This window comes from Sodalis sp. C49 (genome assembly GCF_046352915.1).
In the GTDB taxonomy this organism is placed as follows: domain Bacteria; phylum Pseudomonadota; class Gammaproteobacteria; order Enterobacterales; family Enterobacteriaceae; genus Acerihabitans.
Map to the genome: position 1 here is coordinate 4,528,880 of NZ_CP163303.1, position 20,091 is coordinate 4,548,970.

Consider the following 20,091-nt stretch of genomic DNA (forward strand, 5'->3'; position numbering starts at 1 on the left):
CAGGGCGCGGCCGATCCATACCGGGTACTGAGCACAATAGGCTAACGCTCAATCCCTGCCGCACAGTAGCAGAAAAAGGAGCTGGATAAGCGGAGCCGACGCGGGTTTGTTTGATTTGCAGATAATAAAATCATGGTTGTAAAAACAGTATTGACATTACCGTGAGATGTATTAGATTTATATCCAACGCCGGTGCATTGAGCAGTAAAGATTATATCGAGCCGGCGTAGTATGTAGTGGATTAAATTAAGCGGTATAGGTTGTAAGAGTTAAGTAGTAAGCGTAAGTAAAGAGTAAGTAAAAAGTAAGTAAATAATGCGATAAAGGCCACGAAGTACAGAGTAACATTATGCCGGTGAGAGTGGCTTCAATAAACTCGAACGGCGATGCTTTAAGGCCAGGTAGTCAATCTCTGCCATCGCATGTTAATATCGTCATGAAAACGCGATGAGTTAAGGCTTTATAGTTATTATATTGTTCGCGATGGGTGTAAAACGGTATTAAAGTAGGTATATCGCGACAGAAGTAAAGCCACGTAACACAAAGTCTATATCGCGAGGGGGATGTACTGTACAGGCTTAGCTAAAGTGATACGCATAGGGCTAAGTGAACAATTACCTTTCAGGCAACAGATGGGAGGACATCGTACAATATAGGTGGCTCATATATTCTGTGATACACATGTACATCTATAAACGCAGTACCCATAGCAGTAAGTCGTTATAAAGTTGATGAATGTTAAATCTTAAGTGCGTTGTACCTTAAAAGCCCCGACTCTCCGAGTTGGGGCTTTTAACATCTGTAAGGCTGAGCTCCGGCCCTGACCGTCCGTCAAGAGCATGGCCAGTCCGATCTGCAGACCGCCAAAGCAGCACGCTGACGCTTTCGAGAGCATGACATCGCTGCGGTCGCCGGGAATCCGTGTGCACGCGGGGCGGTATAGAAGGCCCGCGAACGGACCCGCTTCACGCCAGATAACCTCAATGGCATCAACAGTATTGCATATCCCCAAGGGTATCATTTTTCCTTCCAGGGAATAAAATAATCACATTGCAGTAACGAAGCGGCGGCAACGGTCCTTTCGAGGGCATGGAAACGTGTTATATCGTAACCTTGCCGGCGGATGAATCCCAGCGCGGGTAAGTGGTTTTCATAAATCTTCATAATAAATGAAGGTAACATATCCGATGGGCCATTATAGGTAAAACGCGCATAGATTCCCGTTTCTATAAATATTGCCTGACGTTCTGTTTCGTCAATTTGACCGGCGGCAATGCTATAGTAAGTTTGTTGTTTATGCTTTCTTGCCAGATAAAGATGATGTAATCCATACAGCATCGACGTTCCATCCGCATTGATGTCCCGTGCGCATCCTCGCAGATCGCTTGCTAAGGTATTGCCCTGATAACCATCGTTATCTACTGGGCGATACACGCTGGCGGGCAGACGGACTAATGCCAAGCGGGGCAGCATAACTAACGCTGGTTGCGGTACATGAAAAGGGTGTAACTGTATCGGGGGTCTGAGGCCGACAGTATCCCAATCCGCCATCTTGCGGTAATGATCGGGCGTAATAAAAAATTGTTTTTTAAATGCGCGGCTGAAGCTTTGTTGCGAATCAAAGCCATATTCCAGCGCGATATCTAAAATGGATCGGCTGCTGTGGTAGAGTGCCAATGCGGCTTTGGATAACCTTCGCTCCCGTACATAGGTACCCAGCTTACTGCCGGTTATTTTCAGGAATATGCGTTGCAGGTGCCATTTAGAATAGCCTGCTTTCGCCGCAATGGCATCAAGGGATAACTGCTGATCGATATGGGACTCTAGCCAGTTAAGTAAATCTGAAATAATGTCATCATAAGTCATCGGTAATTTCCCTTGTTCCCGCGTGGGCGATGAATGAGTCATGGCGGTTAACGCGATTTCATACCGGGTATTAACAGGGGCGTGCTGTTTCTTGTCTGGAATAAGGTCAGGGCCGTTCTGCTGGCTCGCCCGGTCGTCTTCTTATCGGGTTGGCGTCACACCCTGAAAGCCGTGCATTCATTCATCGGCAGCGGCGTTGGGCTGGCCGGCGCCGGGGCTGTCCAGGGCCATGGCTTGGCGCTGCCACCCTGCGCCCAGGGCCTTGTAAAGCGCGATAGCGCTGCGCACTTCGTCCCCCTGGCTCAATGCCAGGGCGTCGCGGGCTTGATTGGCCGCGCGCTGGGCGGTAAGCACCGGCAGATAGCCACTCAAGCCTTGGCGATAAAGCCGGGTCGCCCCCTCCAGCGCCCGTTGGCTGTCGCCAACCGCCGCTGCCAGCGACGCCTGGCGCAGTCGTTCGCTATTTAACCCGGTCAGGGCATCTTCTACATCACGCAGGGCAAGGCGCACATCGCGCTCATAGGCCAGCCCCGCCGCCTGCATTCCGGCCTGTGCCGCCGTGACGCCGGCCCGCGCGCGGCCACCGTCATAGAGCGTCTGGCTTGCCTGCGCCCCGGCCGACCACGCCAGGCTGGCGCCGGAAAACAGGTCATGCAACAGGCTGGCGGAGGTACCGATGCTTAACGGAATGCTGAAATGCGGGAAACGCGCTGCTTCGGCAACGCCAATCTGCGCCGTGGCAGCGGCCAGGCGGCGTTCATCCGCCAGCAGGTCGGGGCGCCGGCGGATAACGTCCGAGGGTAACGCCAGCGGCAAAGCCGGTACCATGGGCAGGCTGGGCGCAGGCTTGGCCAGCGTGGCCCGCCATTCGCCGGGGAAGCCTCCGGCCAGTACGCCGATGGCATGGCTCAGGCGGGCGATGTCTGCCTCCAGCAGAGGCGGTTGCGCCTCGGCGGACTCGCGCTCGGCGCGTGCCTGCATAACGTCCGTGGCGGTTCCCAGGCCCTGCCGCATTGCCCGCTCGGCCAGGTGCTCGCCCTCATGCAGGGTGCGGATGTTGTCGTGGGCGATGACCAGGCGCGCCTGCGCGCTGCGCAGCCCGGCATAGTCGGCCGCCAGCTCCGAGAGTAAACTCACCTGCAACGCGTGTTGGTCATGGGCTAATGCATCGATGTTCGCATCGGCGGACTCCACCGCGCGCCGGGTGCCGCCGAACAGGTCCAGTTCCCAACTGGAATCGAAGCCGGCGCGCCAGGTCCGGGATTGGCCGCCCAGCGTCCCATCGTCCAGCCTCTTGCTGGAGCGCAAGGCTTCGCCAGAGCCGCCGGCCGACACGGTTGGCCCCAGGCCGGCGGCGAGCGATATACGCTCGGCGCGCGCTTGCTGCAATCGTGCCTGGGCAATACCCAGATCCTGGTTGTTGGCCAGCGTCCTGTCCACCAGCCGATCGAGCATGGGATCGTTAAATGTGCGCCACCAGGTCTGCAAACGCGCCTGGTCGGCGGCTGCGACGGCGCCCGGCGCCTCGCTCCAGTGTGTCGGCACCGCGATCCGCGGCGGATGATAGTCGGGGCCGACGGTGGCGCAGCCCGACAGGCCGGTGGCCAGGAGCAGTACCCATACGGGAACCGGAAAGGTGAATCCGCGGGGATGCATGTCTGTGCGCATAATCATTCCTTACATCCAGCGATGCAACAGCGTCGTCAAACGCCCTTGGTGAATCGGGGCGTGTCCCGGCTGGCCGACGTCAATACTGCAGGTCATGCCGGCTACCAGGACGATACCCGGCGGCACGTGGTCAATCTCGACGCGTACCGGGATACGCTGGGCCAGGCGAACCCAGCTGAAACTCGGTTCGACGCTTGGCAAACCCTGGGTGTCGGCCTTCTCGTTAGTATCGGTGATGCCGCGTCCGATGCTGGACACATGCGCCTGGATCAGGTCGTCGTATCCCATCAGCCGGACCTGCGCCGGCGCGCCGGGATGGATGCCGTAAAGCTTGGTTTCCTCGAAATAGCCGGTGATCCAGAAGCTGTGCGCATCCAGCAACGCGATGTTCGGCTGTCCGGCCACGGCATAATCGCCCCGGCGCAGCCGCAGGTGCGTCACGTAGCCATCGACCGGGGCGTACAGGGCTGCGCGCTCAAGGTCTAATCGCGCCACGTCCAAGGCCACCTGCGCGTGGCGCTGTTCCGCCTGGGCGATGGCAACGGCCTGGTTTGCCCGCTGGATGTCCTCGCCGGGCACCAGATCGTCCATGCCCTGACGCCGTTTGGCATCCTGGGCCTTCTGGCGCGACGTTGCGGTCGCCGCCGCCAGCTGCGCCTCGGCCTGCGCGACGGCGAGCCGGAAACGCTCGGGGTCGATGCGATACAGCACGTCGCCGCGTTTCACATACTGGTCATCGGCGACGGCGACGGCGGCGACAGTGCCGGACACTTCGGGGGCGATACGTACCACCTGTGCGCTCACGCGACCGTCGCGGGTCCAGGGTGCGAGCACGTAGGCGCGCCAAAGCGCGGCGACCAGCAACACCGCCGCGACGATCGCCGCCAGCGTCAGGGCCGCTTTCGCGGCGGGTTTTACGAGTAATGCGGCAGTAGACATAGTGTTAGACATAAAGAATCAGTATGGAAACCAGACAAAGGGAAATAGCGAACTCAAACAGCGCCGGATGCCAGACCCGACGCAGCAGGCCGCAGCGTGCCAGCAGGGAGCGCAGGCCCAGGAACAGCGGCACCGCGATGCAGGCGTAGATGAAAAATGGCGGCAGGTAGATGCCGGCGATGGCGACTTCACTGAACATGGGCACGGCTCCGCGGCAGTGTAGCGAAATAGGCGGCATGGCCCTCGAGCAGCGCCGCCACATCGGTAAACGCCGCGGCCACGCGCTGCCGGTCCGCCGTCAAGGTCGGTTCGCCGGCCCCCATCCACATCAGGGTCCGCGCGGCGCGGCGCGCATGCCGGGCGGCCAGGACCGGAGTATCAGCGCGGCGGGCCATCCGCTGCAGCGCGACCGCGACCGGCGGGCGCAATGGGGACAGGGTCGGCGCAAGCCGCAGCCATGCGCGCAAGCGCAGCAGCTCGCGGCCCAGATGCAGGCTGGCCAGCGCGTCGCCGATGGCGTGATCCAGCGCGGCGGGCTGGGTTTTGAATACGGTGCCGAGCTGCGCCATGCGGTGCTGCTGATACCATTGCCAATTGCGGCGATCCGCCCGCGTGCCGCGCAGTACGGCCAGCGCGTCGTCGCGGATACGGCGGCGCAGCCGGTCATGGTCACGGGCAAGATTGCGCGGCAGCAGCAGGCGAAAGCTCAGCAGCGTGAAAAACGTTGCCAGTATCCACGCCACCGACCCGTTTAGAAACAACGCAAGGTCATAGTGCATAGGATTGGCCGCGGCCGCCAGCGTATTGAATCCGACCAGATAGGCCACGCCGGCCAGCCCGTGGCGGGGAATCGTCGTCGCGTAGATGCCCGGCAGCCAGAACAGGGCCAATACCACCAGCAGCAGCGGCAGCCCATCGATGCGGGGCAGCACGATGAACGCGCAAAGGAACGCCACCGGCACGGCCACGACGGTGCCCTTGATGAATTCGACCGCGCCGGCCGCGGGATTAGGGGCCGTCGCCAGCAGCGCGCAGCTGGCCGCCAGCCCCGCCAGCATCATGCTGCCATGCGGCCATCCGGTAAGGACCCAAAACCCGCCGCCCAGCACCAGGGTCAGCATGGCACGACATCCGTTCTCCATCGCCGCGGTGGTATCGCGGTGGAAAGGAATCGGCGATTGCGGGCCATGTGGGCGTGGGTGATGTAATGTGGCGATGCCCTCCAGCGCCGCGAGATAGTCGTCGATCTGCTCCACCAGCCGGTCGCCGGTGATAAGGTGCGCCACCTGTCCGGCCGGCGCCGCGATTGAAGCCGCGGCAAGCGTGGCGCCCAGGTGCGTGCGTACCCGGCGCAGCGTTTGTATCGCCGGTTCCACCCCCTGCGGTCCGCCTGCCACGGCGCGCCCCGCTTCGCGCCATGCCTGCTCCAGCGCCGGTTGCAAGGCGCGCAGCGTCCGCTCGCCGGCGCTGTCCGCCGGCAGGGGCGGCACGCCGCCGACCAGCGCGGCGAACAATGACGTCATCGCATGCCGCACGGTCACGGCGCGCTGCGCCAGGTCGGCCGATTCCGCCTTGCCCTGCGCCAGCAGGTCGTCCACGCCATAGACCTCGGCAATCAGGCGTTGTCTCGCCGAGGCGGCCTGGGCGGCGCCGGCGTCGCTCCCGCTGCCGATCGCCCCAAGCTGCGTCGCCAGGGTATCGGCGATGGCCGCCGCCAGCCGCCGCAACTGGGCGTCGAGTCTGCCGCGCACGCCACGGGCGCTGAACAGCATCGATACCAGCCCCAGGCAGACCACTCCCACCATCACCGAAGAACCGCGGCTGATCACATTAGCAAACGTCAGCAGCGGATGCTCAAGGGCGCCATAGGCCGCCAGACCCACGGTGTAGCCGGCAACCACGACGCCGTACGCGCGAAAGTGGCGCAGCAGCGTCATTGCCGCCACGCTCAGCCCCAGCCACAGGCCAAAGCCCAGCAGAAACAGCCACGGCATCTGCCCGAAGGCACTCATCAGCACGATGGCGGCCAACATGCCGGCCAGCGTACCGAGCACGCGCCAGGTGCCTTTGCCGATAACCGCGCCCTGGATCGGGTTGATGACCAGCAGCACGGTGGAAGCGGCCGAATACGGCGCCTGCAGTTCGAGCAGATAGGCCACTATCAGCGCCAGCCAGGCGGCAAGCGTCGATCGCATGACGTAGGTGGCGCGTGGAGTGGTCAGATCAATCCGGGCCAGCCAGCCGCAAAGCCGGGTGATGATGGGAAGGGGGGCGACAGACGATGCCGGTGGTAATGTCGCAGAAGGCACGATGAACATTTCCTAAAGCTAAAGCAACGATTTGCATTACTTTAGGGCCCGGTATTGCTTACGGAAAGTGACTTTGAGTGAATCAACGAGTGCGTTCAACGCACCGATCGCCGCCAGCGCGCTATACCTTTCCCGGCTTGGCGGCAGGCGACGCATCCTCCCGGCACAAGAGCCGGATAGTGCGCCGCAACCACTGATGCGCAGGGTCGCTCTGCAGACGCGGATGCCATGCCTGGGTGAGAAGCACCGTCTTCAGGGGGACCGGCAGGTCGAAGAGGCGGATGTGTAGCCCGGCGGCGAAGGCGCTGTGTGCGAGATGCGCGGGCAGCAGCAGCAGCAGGTCGGATTCCTGCAAAGCGAATAAGGCGGTGTAGGGCGAGGACACCACCAGGGCGACATGCCGGCGCAGGTCCTGCGCCTCGATTACAGCGTCGATGGGACCATCGGATTTTCCCCGCCGGGAAACGTTGATATGCTCCCAGCGGGTGAACTGCTGCAACGTCATGTCGTTATCGAAGATCGGATGATTTTCGCGGGCAACACCAACATAGGTGGTGGTGAACAGCGACTGCACACGGATCTCCGGCCCGAGCTTGCGCGAGCCGCTGATGAACAGATCGATGCGGCCGCTGCGCAGCGCCTCGTCGTCCACATCGTCTTCCTCCGGGGCGAAGCGCAGCATGGCGCGCGGCATACTCGTGGCCATCGCATCCAATAAACGGCCCAAGTGGATACTGACGAACTCGTCGGTGGCGCGCACGTTGAAACGTCGCGCCAAGGTTGTCAGGTCGACCTCGGCGCTGGGCGTCAGCACCTGTGTCGCCTGCTCGACCGCCGCCCTGACCTGCTCGCGCATGGCCAGCGCCCTCGGGGTCGGCACCAGTTTGCGGCCGGCCTGCACGAACACCGGGTCGCCCAGCGTTTCCCGGATGCGGCCCAGGGTACGGCTCATCGCCGGCGGGCTCAGGTTCATGCGCCGGGCGGCGCCCACCACGCTGCCTTCCTCCAGCAGGGCGTCCAGTGCGACCAGCAGGTTCAGGTCGGGGAGCTTCATCATCCATCTCTCATCCATTGCGTGAAACAGAATCTTAACGCTATACCCATGCCGTGAGAAGTACGGGAGAATGTTTACCCGGCGGAGGGGCAAAAAAATGAACACTTCCGTTTAGCCCGGCCCTGTTTACCGGGCGTCGATCGCGTCGAATAGTTTAAAAACACAATTCCCGCGTGCCCGGCTTAATATTTTGGTTTATGGCGACACTGCCGCTATGCTGACTGAGTCCTATCAGATTAATAGAACCTACTGAGTAGCCTGGCCGTTCTGAACGCTTATCACTATGACAAGAAATAAAATCATTATGGCTGCTGCTCAATAAAAGCCAGATAGCGCAATAGGGTTAATGACGCTATTTTTTATGAAAAAGGAAAATAAGGAAATAAAGGATGAAAGCGAAGTTAGGAAAGCGCGCGGAGGCGAAAGAAAAAAATCAGGAAAATGACGCTTTGTTTTCCGAAAATAGAAGAAATCTCTTAAAAGAAATTACCGGTATAGCGGCAATAGGGGTGTTGGGAACAGCACCCAATTCCGTAACCGCCGGTGAGGTAAAGAGTCGCGCCGCCTTGCCTGCCCGTCAGGCAGCAGTGCGTGATTACGATGTGATCATTGCTAATGGCTTAGTTATTTTAGAACAGGGCGAAGTGCCTGCCGACATCGCCATTAAAAACGGTAAAATTGCCGCCATCGGCTCGGCATTAAAAGGGGCTGAACACGTGATTGACGCAAAGGGTCTGGTGGTAAGCCCGGGAATGGTGGATGCGCACGTTCATATAAATGAACCGGGGGGCGGCATTCGCAACGACTGGGAAGGGTATGTTACCGGAACCAGGGCCTGCGCCAAAGGCGGTGTTACCACGATCATCGAAATGCCGCTGAACCAATTGCCGGCCACCGTCGATAAAAAAACACTGGAAATTAAATATGCTGCCGGAGAAGGGAAATTAGTCATTGATGTCGCGTCTCATGGTGGCTTGGTTCCTTATAATTTAGAGAATAATGGAATCCAAGAGCAGAGCGACTCTGGAGTGGTTGGATATAAATGCTTTATGGCAACGTGCGGCGATCCTTCCATTAAAGGTGATTTTCTGAATGTTGATGATTATTCCCTTTATGAAGGCATGCGGCAAATAGCCAAAACCGGCAAGGTTTTGATGATTCATGCTGAGAACGCCGCCATTACAGACCGTCTAGCGAAAATTGCCTATAAAAAAGGCGAGGGATCGTTAACATCCTATGTGGCCACGCGTCCGGTTTTCGCGGAAGTTGAAGCTATCCGGCGTGCGGTTTTGTTTGCGAAGATGACCGGCTGTCCCATTAATTTTTGCCATATATCAAGTCCTGAAGCCGTGGACGAGGTGGTGAAAGCGCGCGGGGAAGGGGTTAATATTACCTGTGAAACCTGTAATCAATATTTGTATTTTGTGACTGATGAGTTGGACGATATCGGCCCGTTGGCAAAATGCTCGCCGCCTATTCGCGACCAAAGGGCGCAGGATGGCTTATGGCGGCATGTGCTGGCCGGCAATATAAACTTTATCACTTCTGATCATTCACCTTGTCCGGCAAAACTGAAAAACAGAAACAACGCGTTTGACGCCTGGGGCGGCATTGCCGGAGTACAAAATGACGTTGATATTTTTTTTGATGAAAGCGTACAAAAACGGGGGATGCCATTGACGCAATTTGCCAGACTCATCGCCACCAATCCTGCCGACCGCTTTGCTTTGCATACCAAAGGCAGCATTGCGATTGGTAAGGATGCCGACTTTGCCTTTATCAAGCCGAACTCGCCCTATACCCTTAAAGCGGAGGAGCTTGAGTACAGGAATAAAATCAGCGCTTATGTCGGCCGGACAATCGGCGCCCGGATTGTCCGGACCCTGTTACGGGGCGAAACGGTTTACAGTCTGGAAGATGGCCTAACCGGCTCATTCCCAGGCCGATATATCAAAGTGTGACCAGGTGAAGCCCGGCTATCAGCGCAAGGGGCAAAACGGCGGTTGTAATCCGTTATCCATTGCCGGCGCGCATTGATCCCCCACCAGGCGGCAACGGGTTGACGCGCGCGCCGGACGCACGAGCATGCCGTCCGCGGGTATGTCCCGGACAATCCCGTGCTCACCGTGCGACAGGCGATACGGGTTGTCCTGACTGAGGTGTTGTGTCCTGGTCCGGGCAAGCGGCGTGGCCTGTCATCATCCCCCTTTGTCACGCTTGTACAGCCTGATATTGTTGTCTGGCGTAGTTGCGTGGTGAATAGCCGGTTGAACGCCGGAATGCGGTACTGAATGCGCTTTCTGACTCATAGCCTAATGACCGGGCAATGACAGCGACCGGGTCGACGCCCTGGATCAAACGCCGGCAGGCAATCAGCATCCGCCAGCGGGTCAGATACATAATGGGCGAGTGGCCGGTCTTCGCCCTGAACGTCTGCGCAAATTTAGACCGCGACATACCGGCTATTTTCGCCAGGGCCGGCAGTGTCCAGCGTGCGCCCGGATGAGCATGAATCGCATTTATCGACGCCGCCAACTGGGGGTCGGCCAGCGCGAATAACCACCCTACGCCACGGCCCGCTTCTGTGGAGAGGTAAATTCTCAACGCCTGGATTAACATCAGGTGGGCCAGATGCTTTGCCACCAGAACCCCGCCCGGCTGGATTGCACTTAATTCCAGCCGCAGTCTTTCCAGCGCCCACCGCAGGCCGACCTTATCGCTGTCGTCCCGCAGACGAATAATCGCGGGCATAGAGCCAAGCAGCAAATCGATATGGCTGCCGGTGAAGGCAAAATGCCCCGCCAGCATCATCGTATCGCCACCGCCATTGACCGTCGCAATGCCACCCACCCACTCCTCTGTCGGCATAGCGCTAAACGCCAGCGGGGGAAAGGCCAGATCCCGTGCCAAGACAAAGCGTCTGCCGTTGGGTAACAGAACGCAATCCCCGGCCTCCAGCAGTAACGGGGCTTCGTCGCCTTCCATAGCTAACCATGCGGTACCGGATACGATGGCATAACATTTGATGCCGCTATGCGCGTCAAAACTGACAGACCAGTCACCACCTAAATGCAGACCGCCTGCCACCCAAGTGTCAGGCTTTAGCAGTGATAAAATATCGGAGAGAGGGTCACTCTTCATCTGGACGATCAACAAAGTAATTGGGATTTTTAAGCATAGATCATCCCAGTCGCCTTACCTATCATCTGTCAGGCAATTCGTGCTTAATCTGTCAAAAGGTAAAATGAGATGATAAAAATTATTCTGCTGTTCAGACGTCGGGCCGGCATGAGCCACCAGGACTTCATGGACTACCGCCGCGAGGTGCACGCACCTCTGCTGCTGGCCATTCCTGAAGCGAAATACATCCGGAAATTTGTCGTGTCTTATCCTGTGCCAGCGCCTAATTATCCTGAGCCGCGCTATGATGCGGTGGTAGAGGCCTGGTTTAATACAATGGCCGAGCTGAATGGCCTTTTCTCTTCAGAAAATTTCCTGCATAAAGTAGATCCTGATCATGAGAATTTCATTGATCTGACTTCGGTCGAGAGAATAATCACCGAAGAAATCACGGTGATAAGCTAACCGATGCGATAAGCGGGCCTCTAGCGCAGACTGTTATCCATGCTCACCGCTCTCGCAAACCGGCGTTTGAGCGGATCGTTCTGGAGGCCAACGGCTCAGTCTGCTGTGTCGCGGGGCTTCTAGGTTGCATACCGAACCGGTAATGCAGCAGGGACTTGGCTAACGCTATGTTTAAAAGAGAATAGTTTATAAAATTTGAAGAGGATCGCATTACCTTATTTTTTCATTGGTAATTGTCTTGAGGTATACATATTATTTACAGATAAATGAATTCTGAATATTTCAGTCTTGATATTGAGGGCTGGGAAGCTTTTTTATTTATTATAAATAAACTTAAAAAAATTTAATATATAAATTCATATATAATAAAAATATTCTAACGAAATTAAAATAGGTTAATAAGTATTATCATTCATTAGCTAAATCGAAGGGCCTTGTCATTTAAGTCAGGTTTATAAGGGCGATTTTGGCCCATGCGTGTTCTTGCTTTATTAGCACAAGAGTTAATTTAATCAGAAGACGTAATCTGTAGTGAATGTAATAAGTTCCTTGGCGCTATTTTTTAACATATTTTCGCCGGAGTGCCGCTTTACGGTTCGCAGGAGTCTATGCCTTATTTACGAGGTGCTAATAATGGAATTACATCGCTCAGGTGCTACTGACCCATTCAAAATAAAAGACTTCTCATTAAGCAACCCACAGCTGTTGGCGGATCCCTATCCGTACTACGACAAAATTCGGCGGGAAGAGCCCATTCACTATTCGACGATGTATGGCGGATCGTGGCTGCTGTTCAGCTACGCTGACGTCAAGGCGCTGTTAACGGATCCGAGACTGACCAATGATCGGTCCGCCTTGCCGTTATTGGCGTTGCCCGACGAAGATCGAGCACAGTTTGCCGACATGATTCCCGTTCTCAGCAAGTGGTTAGCCTTCTTTGATGGACATGACCATGCGCAGCGTCGACAACGGCTGGACTGGTCGTGTCCAACGTTGCTCAGCAAAGGTTCCTTGTCCAGCGTTATCCGCAATGTTGCCGGGGATCTCATGGCGGCATGGCGGGAGCGGGACCGTGTCGATCTGATTGCCGATTTTGCCCGTCCGTTACCCGCAATAGTGATCACGCGGCTGCTGGGCGGGGCTGACGGTGATCATGAGCAACTGGCGAGTTGGTCCGATGATATCGCGTACCTGTTTGGCGCAAGCGATCTGAGTGTGGAAGAGGTACAACGCGGCCAGAAAAGTCTCCACGCATTCGGGCGTTATTTACGCGCGCTTGCTGGTGACGCGATAACATCCCGCCGCGACGATCTGATACTTAACCGTTTAATGAGCGATAGCGGCAAGGGATTCCAGTTCGATATCGAATCAGCGACCGCGCAGTGCATGCTGCTGATGTTCGCAGGGCTGGAGCCCACAAGGTATCTGATTGGCAATGCCGTCTGGGCGCTGCACCAGCATCCGGCCCAACGGCGCGCGCTGGCGGCGGATCTGGAACAATTGCCGCTGGCGATAGAGGAGTTCCTTCGATACGGTACGCCCGTGCAGTACATTGGCCGCAGGGCGGCCACGACATTCACCTACAAGGGTTACCGCATCGAGGAGGGGCAACTGGTGCTGCCCTATGTCGGTTCCGCGAACCGGGATCCGGCGGTTTTTGATCACCCTGAAACCCTTGATTTACGCCGCACCCCCAACCGGCATCTTTCCTTTGGCACCGGCCCGCATGCCTGCATCGGCGCGACGCTGGTGCGCCAACAGACGCAAATCGCGCTTTCTCTACTGCTCACGCGCTACCCTTCCTTCGACGTGAGTCAGCAAACCGAACCCGTCTGGAATACGAACCTGGGATTCCATGGCCCCACATCGCTGATGATCAACACCGGAAAAAGAGGATAAGCCTATGAGCTGGAAGCGCAGCAACATTGCCGGATTTGCCGGCACTCAACTGGCCGCAATCGACTTCGGCGGGCAGGGCGGAGGGATTCTCCTTATCCACGGCATGATGGGCCGGGCAACGACCTGGTCAACAACGGCGCAGTGGCTGACCGAACATGGAAAAGTGATCGGATACGATGCCCGCGGCCACGGCTTAAGCGACGCGCCCGAAGGGCCCTACGACCGCAACGCGCATATCGAGGACGCCGCCGCGGTGATTAATGCGTATGGCCTCGCGCCTGCCGTGGTCATTGGTCATTCCATGGGCGCGCTCACCGCGTGGCAACTTGCCGGCAAGCATCCTGAACTGGTCCGGTCCGTGGTTATCGGCGATATGGCCGCCGTGGTGCCCGATGTCCAGGCACGCTGGCAGGCATGGCTGGATGAGTGGCCGGTCCCATTCGACAGTATTGCGGCTATCCGCGCCTATTTCGGCGGGGACTATTTTGGTCAATACATGATTGGCGCGCATTCCGAACGAGTGCACCCGGCTGAGGGAGACTATTTTGTCGAGGTGTTCGCTGAGCGGCGGGATGGTTATTGGCCACTTGCGGGTACGCGCAATGTTCTTGCCTGCCGGGCACACTGGAACAACCGCGATCATACCCCCGAGCTGAGCCAGGTTCACTGCCCGGCGCTGGTGGTCGCGGGGGAGCACAGTTATTTCCCCGCCGAGGGTTCACGCCGCATGGCGGATGCGCTCCCGGCAGGCGAGTTTGTATTGGTGCCGGACGCAGGACATGTACTGCACTTCGACAACCCCAAGGCTTGGCGCGCCGCAGTCGAGCCGTTCGTTCGCAAGACCATCGGGCCACTGCCATGAAGCCGCAATCATGGGAGGACATCCTGGGAGAGCTGCATGCCGCCGTCGGACGTCTTCTTGTCGGCGAGCATACGCCCTATCAGCAACTGTGGTCCCGTGCGCCGGACGTCACCATGATGGGTGCCTACGGCGGCCTCTACACGGGGTACGATGCGGTCTGCGCGGCGATAATCCGTGCAGCCGCCAACTACCGGGGATGGCAGCCCGACTATCAGGAGGAACCCATCGCAGCCTTTAACGACGGGATGCTCGGCTATGTCATTTTGCGGGAACGCGTAACCAACATGAGAGATGCGACGGTAAGATGCCGGCGCGTCACGGTTCTGTTTCGCCGGGAACAAGAGCAATGGCGGATTTTCCACCACCACTCGGACCCTCTGCACCAGGTGGCATAGCGCGTCCGGCTGTGTTGCTATACCGCAAATCAGCCGGCAACGGTTGCGCCATCGGTATTTAGGTTGCCGACAAAGAAAATTGGCGGGTTAACACCCGGCATCCCCGAACGGGGTCAATTTGCAAGGGGTTTTGGTCGCCTGATTTCTCCCTCTTCGACGCATCTCGCAAAAATAATCTTATCCACGTGATTAAACGTTTTTATCGATAAAGATTCTCCCCATCCCTGCCGTTGTTTGTGATGCAGGCGCAACCGGCGCCTGCCGTTCCAATGTGCGTCAACGATAGCGCGCCCTCTGGCGCTAATACAGCTTAGTCAGCATGCATTTCTACCCGCTTAAGCAAGGAGTACCTATGAATCGCATCTTCAGCGTGATCTGGAACCACAGCTGTAATGCCTTTGTGGTCGTCAGTGAGCTTGCCACTCGCCGTGGCAAACGCAGTGAAGTCGGTGCGATTCAGGTCGATGATCATTCAACCCCATGTAACGGAGCGCTCAAGCCGCTACCGTTTGCCATTGCCCTGATCTCATGCAGTATTTCCTGCATGCCTATTGTCAGCATGGCCGCAGATTTGCCCACCGGCGGTCATGTCGTTCTCGGCAGCGGCCAGATTGGCACGGCGGCCAATCATCAACTGACGATCAATCAGTCCAGCCAAAAAATGGCGATGGATTGGCAGAGTTTTGATATTGGCAAAGACAACAAAGTGACCTTTGTTCAGCCCGGCGCTGATTCTATTGCCCTGAACCGGGTGATCGGCGCTGACGGTTCGAAGATCATGGGCCAACTTAACGCTAATGGCCGGGTGTTCTTGATCAACCCCAATGGCGTGCTGTTTGGTCAGGGTGCCTCCGTCAGTGTCGGCGGGTTGGTGGCTTCGACACTCACTCTCTCGAACCGGGATTTCGCCAACGGCAAATACGCGCTCAAGGGTGATGGCGGCAACGCCAGCGTCGTCAACCAGGGCACCATTACCGCAGCCGACGGTGGCGCCGTGGCGTTACTCGGCGGCACCGTCAGCAACCAGGGCGTGATTGTTGCGAAACTGGGTACCGTAGCATTGGCCGCCGGCAAGGCGGTGACGTTGGACTTCGCTGGCGATGGCTTGCTTAATGTCCAGGTCGATGAAGCGGCCAAGAATGCGTTGGCGGAAAACCGCCAGTTGATTCAAGCCGACGGTGGCCAGGTCATTATGACCGCGGCGGCCAGCAATGCGCTGCTCAGGACGGTGGTCAACAACACCGGTGTGATTGAAGCGCGGGGCTTGCAGAACAAGAACGGCAAGATCTCCCTCGGCGGCGGCGACAGCGGTCTGGCGCACATCGCCGGCACCTTAGATGTCTCGGCAACCCAAGGCACGGGCGGCGCGATTCAAATCACCGGCCAGAACATTGCGCTCGCGTCCGCCACCCTGAATGCCTCGGGCGCCAGCGGTGGCGGCGGCATCAAGATCGGCGGCGAAGCTCAAGGCAAAGGCACCCTGGCTCACGCACAAGGTACCAGCGTGGATGCCGGCAGCAGCCTCAAGGCTGACGCCGGGACCACGGGAAAAGGCGGCGACATTGTCGTTTGGTCCGACGGAACGACCGTGGCCAGGGGCAATTTTTCGGCCAGGGGCGGTACGCACAGCGGTGACGGCGGGTCTGTAGAAACCTCCGGCCACAGCGTTGACTTCACTGGCATCCAGGTGAGCACCTCGGCGACGAAAGGCAAAACGGGTGATTGGCTGGTGGATCCTGAAGACCTGATCGTTGATGACGTTTCAGCGGCCACGATCAACGCCGCGCTCTTGAACACCGACGTCACCCTGCAAACCACCGGCACCACCGCCTCCACGACCGGTGGATCTGCGGCCTCCACGGCAACCGGCCCCGGTGATATTTCCGTTAATTCCGCCTTGAGCTGGAGTTCGCCAAATACCCTAACGCTGGACTCGTTCCACTCCATTGCCATCAATGCCAACGTCTCCGTCACCGGTGCAGGCGGCTTGGTACTGGTGACGAATAACAACAGGAACGGCGCCAGCAGCGGCAGCGGCGATCTCAGTTTCGCCGATGGCGTCTCGGCCAGTTTCACGGCACCGCAAGGCAGCGGGCAGCGGTTGAACATCAACGGTTCGGCTTACACGCTGGTTTACAGCATGGCCGACATCGACGGAATCGACGGGGATCCAGCTTCGTCCAGCGCAATTACAAACCAAACTGCGGCGGGCGGATTAGCCGGCCATTACGCCTTGGCGCGTAATCAGGACGCGAGTGGCGTCACCTATACGAACGCCATTGTGGGAAGCTATGCTGATGATGATGATTCGCCCTTCTCCGGCACCTTCGAAGGCTTGGGCCATACGCTATCGAACTTGACCATCACGGCTCCGTACGCAAATTACACGGGGCTGTTTGGTTACAATCAGGGGGCAACGGTCCGGGACCTGGGTTTAGTGAATGGCGCTATCAGCGGCGGATCTTACGTCGGCGGTATCGTCTCGATGAACGATAGTTTCTCCTCTATATTAAACAGCTATTTCAGCGGCACGGTGTCAACGTCATCCTCCGGCATTATGATCGGGGGAATCGCCGGCTTGAATGGATATCGCTCGACGATTGCAAACAGCTACAGCATGGGCACTGTGACGGGCACCCGCTGGACAGGCGGAATAACCGGCTATAACGGCAGTGCCCTGGTGACAAACAGTCACAGTTCCAGCAACGTCAATGGCGGTACGGGTGACTACGTTGGCGGGGTAGTGGGCGCTAACGAAAGCGCCACCATCACCAACAGCTATAGCACCGGGACCGTATCGGGCAACACGCGTGTTGGCGGGGTAGCCGGCAACAGCTACCAGGGTACGATTTCCAACAGCTACAATACGGGCAACATATCGGGCGACAGTTTTGTCGGCGGTGTTGTTGGCCTTAACGATACGTCCAGTTCGCTCACAAATAGCTACAATTTCGGCAATGTTCAAGCTGATAATATTGTGGGCGGGGTCGCAGGCTATAACGACAGTGCTGTTTCCTCCAGTTATTCCACCGGCCAAGTGCGGGGGACGGCGGGCATTAACGTTGGCGGCGCCATTGGCTACAATCAAGCCGCTGGTACGGTTACCCACGTTTACTGGAATAGCGTGACCAGCGGCAATGCTGTTGGGATTGGCGGCGGTGTCGCTTCCGGTGTCACCGGGTTAACCACCGCACAATTACAGGGCGTATTACCTTCTGATTTCGATAATACTGTTTGGGCCACCGCCAGCGGTCTTTACCCCTATTTGACATCCCACTATCCGCACGGCACACCGCAAGCCATTTCCGGCTTTGCTCAAAACAGCGATGCGGCTGGCCAAGTCGCCACCGTGATTAACGGCGCGGTGGCCGGTACCTCGTCCATCGGCGCCGATGGTTACTATTACAGTCTGCTCGTGCCCGGCGCCTTGGCGAACACGAATGTGTTCACCTACGCGCAAAGCGGCGGCAATCTGGCTAATACCTTCACTCAGGGTGTTACGGATACGACCAGTAACATCAATCTGACGGCTAACACGCTGGTACTCATTGGCGATGAAAACTCACTGTCCTCGCTGCTGACGGATTTGAACGCGGCCAGCGGCGGCGTAGACAGCGCCAACAAGCTGTTTACCCTCGATGGCGGTGGCCTGAACGCTACCGATGATGTGCAACTCACCCAGGCCGGGAGTTTCATTGTTGACCAATCCCTGAGCGCTGTCGGCAGCAGCACCCTGAGCGTCGCAGGTGATTTGACCATCGCACAGGGCGGGCATGTCAGCGGGTCAGATGTGGTGTTGTCCACCCCGGGGGCCTTTATCAACAACGCCGGCAGTAACGCCGTTACCGCCTCGGCCGTCGCCGGACACCACTGGGTGATTTATTCCGATACCCCAACCACCGATACGTTTGCCGGGCTAAACAGCAACAATACGGCTATCTGGAATGCCAACATGAATACCCTTCCAGCAAGCGCCGTAATCGGCAACCGGTACGTGTTCCGCTATCAACCGACGGTCACCTACACCGCGGCAAACGTCAGCAAGACCTACGGCGACCAGGCAGACGTCAGCTCTGCGTATACCACCTCTGGCGTGAGTGCCGGTGTCGCAGGAGCATTCGCCGCCGATACCTTGGCTAACGTGGTGGCCGGCACGTTAGCGATGTCTTCGATGGGAACGGCGGCTACCGCGAATGTGGGCAGTTACGCCATCCAGGAAATCCAAAATACGTTAAGCGGTTTGGGGGGTTACCTGGTCGCACTCGCGAACACCGGAAACGTAATCGTCAATGCCAGACACATCACCGTGGCGGCCAACAGCGGCAGCTCAACGTACGGCGATGTCACCGCGGATAAACCGGGCATCAGCGTCACGGGCTTGGTCAACGGTGATCTTGATAGCGGACTGGGTCTGAACAACGATTTCGCCATCACCAACGCCGATAACGCAGGCAGCAATGTGCTGCATGTGGTCGGTACGCTGAGCAACGGTAACTACGTGATCGATCAGCGCATCAATGGCAACTGGACAGTCAATGCCAGACACATCACCGTGGCGGCCAACAGTGGCAGCTCAACGTACGGCGATGTCACCGCGGATAAACCGGGCATCGGCGTCACGGGCCTGGTCAATGGTGATCTCGATAGCGGACTGGGTCTGAGCAACGATTTCGCCATCACCAGCGCCGATAACGCAGGCAGCAATGTGCTTCATGTGGTCGGTACGCTGAGCAACGGTAACTACGTGATCGATCAGCGCATCAATGGCAACTGGACAGTCAATGCCAGACACATCACCGTGGCGGTCAACAGCGGTAGCTCAACGTACGGCGCTACTCATGTCCAGCCGACCCTAAGCGCCAGCGGCTTGGTCAACGGCCAAGGTGTATCGGTACTGACCGGTTTGAGCAGCACTGGCATTAGCGACACCACCCACGTCGGCACCTATGTGTTGAGCGTGCAGGGGGTCCTCGCCAATGGCAACTACACCGTGACCCAAACATCCGATGGCCAATGGACCGTCGATCCCCGCGCCCTGGACGTGACCGCCAACAACCTTGGCAAAATCGTCAACGCCAGCGACCCGGCACTGACGTGGACCACCAATGGCAATCTGGTTAACGGTGACCACCTCAACGGCAATCTGACGCGCAGTGCAGGCGAAACCGTCGGTCAATACAGGATTGAACAAGGCACGCTGAACAACAGCAATTACGCCATCGCGTTCACTGACGGTGTGTTCAATATCGGTGTAACGCCGCTAAACCCATTGCCAAGCCCCCCCGAAAACGTAGCGGCGGCACCCACCACGCCGCTGCATGAATTGCCGTCCCCCCCTACGTCTCTGGCGGTGCTACTCCAATTGCTCAGCGCCCCCGAAAACGTAGCGGCGGCGACCACCAAGCCTCTGCGTAAATTGCCGACCCCCACCACGCCTCTGGCGGTGCAACTGCCGTCCGACAACCTCTATAGCGTAATTGAGCAAGGCTTGCGCCTTCCAGAAGGACTTTGATT

At 57.9% G+C, this 20,091-nt stretch carries 13 protein-coding genes; 6 read left to right on the forward strand and 7 right to left on the reverse strand.

Annotated features, from left to right (window positions below; all coding sequences use genetic code 11):
- Window positions 1-1,017: 1,017 nt before the first annotated feature.
- From ABUK12_RS20455 to ABUK12_RS20480, 6 genes are all read right to left on the reverse strand, one after another.
- Entirely contained in the window at window positions 1,018-1,866 is an 849-nt protein-coding gene (locus ABUK12_RS20455) for a helix-turn-helix domain-containing protein (RefSeq protein WP_410013532.1), read from the reverse strand.
- A 177-nt stretch (window positions 1,867-2,043) separates the two neighbouring features.
- Window positions 2,044-3,534 (reverse strand): efflux transporter outer membrane subunit, encoded by a 1,491-nt coding sequence (locus ABUK12_RS20460; RefSeq protein ID WP_410013533.1) that lies wholly within the window; start codon window positions 3,532-3,534, stop codon window positions 2,044-2,046.
- Window positions 3,535-3,543: 9 nt separating this feature from the next.
- Window positions 3,544-4,485, reverse strand: a complete 942-nt coding sequence (locus ABUK12_RS20465; protein ID WP_410013534.1) for a biotin/lipoyl-binding protein — start codon at window positions 4,483-4,485, stop codon at window positions 3,544-3,546.
- Window positions 4,478-4,672, reverse strand: a complete 195-nt coding sequence (locus tag ABUK12_RS20470) for a DUF1656 domain-containing protein (RefSeq protein WP_410013535.1) — start codon at window positions 4,670-4,672, stop codon at window positions 4,478-4,480. The genes ABUK12_RS20465 and ABUK12_RS20470 overlap by 8 nt, the downstream gene beginning before the upstream one ends.
- The gene (locus ABUK12_RS20475; protein WP_410013536.1) at window positions 4,662-6,782 is read right to left on the reverse strand and encodes an FUSC family protein; all 2,121 of its coding nucleotides are present in this window, start codon (window positions 6,780-6,782) and stop codon (window positions 4,662-4,664) included. Before ABUK12_RS20475 ends, ABUK12_RS20470 begins: the two co-directional genes overlap by 11 nt.
- 121 nt (window positions 6,783-6,903) lie before the next feature.
- Complete coding sequence (locus ABUK12_RS20480) at window positions 6,904-7,839, reverse strand: LysR family transcriptional regulator (RefSeq protein ID WP_410013537.1); 936 nt, start codon at window positions 7,837-7,839, stop codon at window positions 6,904-6,906.
- A gap of 386 nt (window positions 7,840-8,225) precedes the next feature.
- On the opposite strand from ABUK12_RS20480, the gene allB reads away from it, so the two are divergent.
- Complete coding sequence (gene allB / locus ABUK12_RS20485; protein WP_410013538.1) at window positions 8,226-9,797, forward strand: allantoinase AllB; 1,572 nt, start codon at window positions 8,226-8,228, stop codon at window positions 9,795-9,797.
- Window positions 9,798-10,047: 250 nt separating this feature from the next.
- Here allB and ABUK12_RS20490 read toward each other — a convergent pair whose 3' ends face one another.
- Window positions 10,048-10,992, reverse strand: coding sequence for an AraC family transcriptional regulator (locus ABUK12_RS20490; protein ID WP_410013539.1), 945 nt, complete (start codon window positions 10,990-10,992; stop codon window positions 10,048-10,050).
- A 93-nt stretch (window positions 10,993-11,085) separates the two neighbouring features.
- On the opposite strand from ABUK12_RS20490, the gene ABUK12_RS20495 reads away from it, so the two are divergent.
- The 5 genes from ABUK12_RS20495 (at window position 11,086) to ABUK12_RS20515 (ending at window position 20,089) form a co-directional block, all read left to right on the forward strand.
- The gene (locus tag ABUK12_RS20495; protein ID WP_410013540.1) at window positions 11,086-11,421 is read left to right on the forward strand and encodes an EthD domain-containing protein; all 336 of its coding nucleotides are present in this window, start codon (window positions 11,086-11,088) and stop codon (window positions 11,419-11,421) included.
- Between the two features lie 633 nt (window positions 11,422-12,054).
- The gene (locus ABUK12_RS20500; protein ID WP_410013541.1) at window positions 12,055-13,320 is read left to right on the forward strand and encodes a cytochrome P450; all 1,266 of its coding nucleotides are present in this window, start codon (window positions 12,055-12,057) and stop codon (window positions 13,318-13,320) included.
- 4 nt (window positions 13,321-13,324) lie between these two features.
- Entirely contained in the window at window positions 13,325-14,182 is an 858-nt protein-coding gene (locus ABUK12_RS20505) for an alpha/beta fold hydrolase (protein ID WP_410013542.1), read from the forward strand.
- Complete coding sequence (locus ABUK12_RS20510) at window positions 14,179-14,577, forward strand: nuclear transport factor 2 family protein (protein WP_410013543.1); 399 nt, start codon at window positions 14,179-14,181, stop codon at window positions 14,575-14,577. The genes ABUK12_RS20505 and ABUK12_RS20510 overlap by 4 nt, the downstream gene beginning before the upstream one ends.
- 352 nt (window positions 14,578-14,929) lie before the next feature.
- Window positions 14,930-20,089 carry an MBG domain-containing protein gene (locus ABUK12_RS20515; RefSeq protein ID WP_410013544.1) on the forward strand — a complete coding sequence of 1,720 codons (5,160 nt, stop codon included), beginning with the start codon at window positions 14,930-14,932 and terminating at the stop codon, window positions 20,087-20,089.
- The last annotated feature ends 2 nt before the right edge of the window (window positions 20,090-20,091 follow it).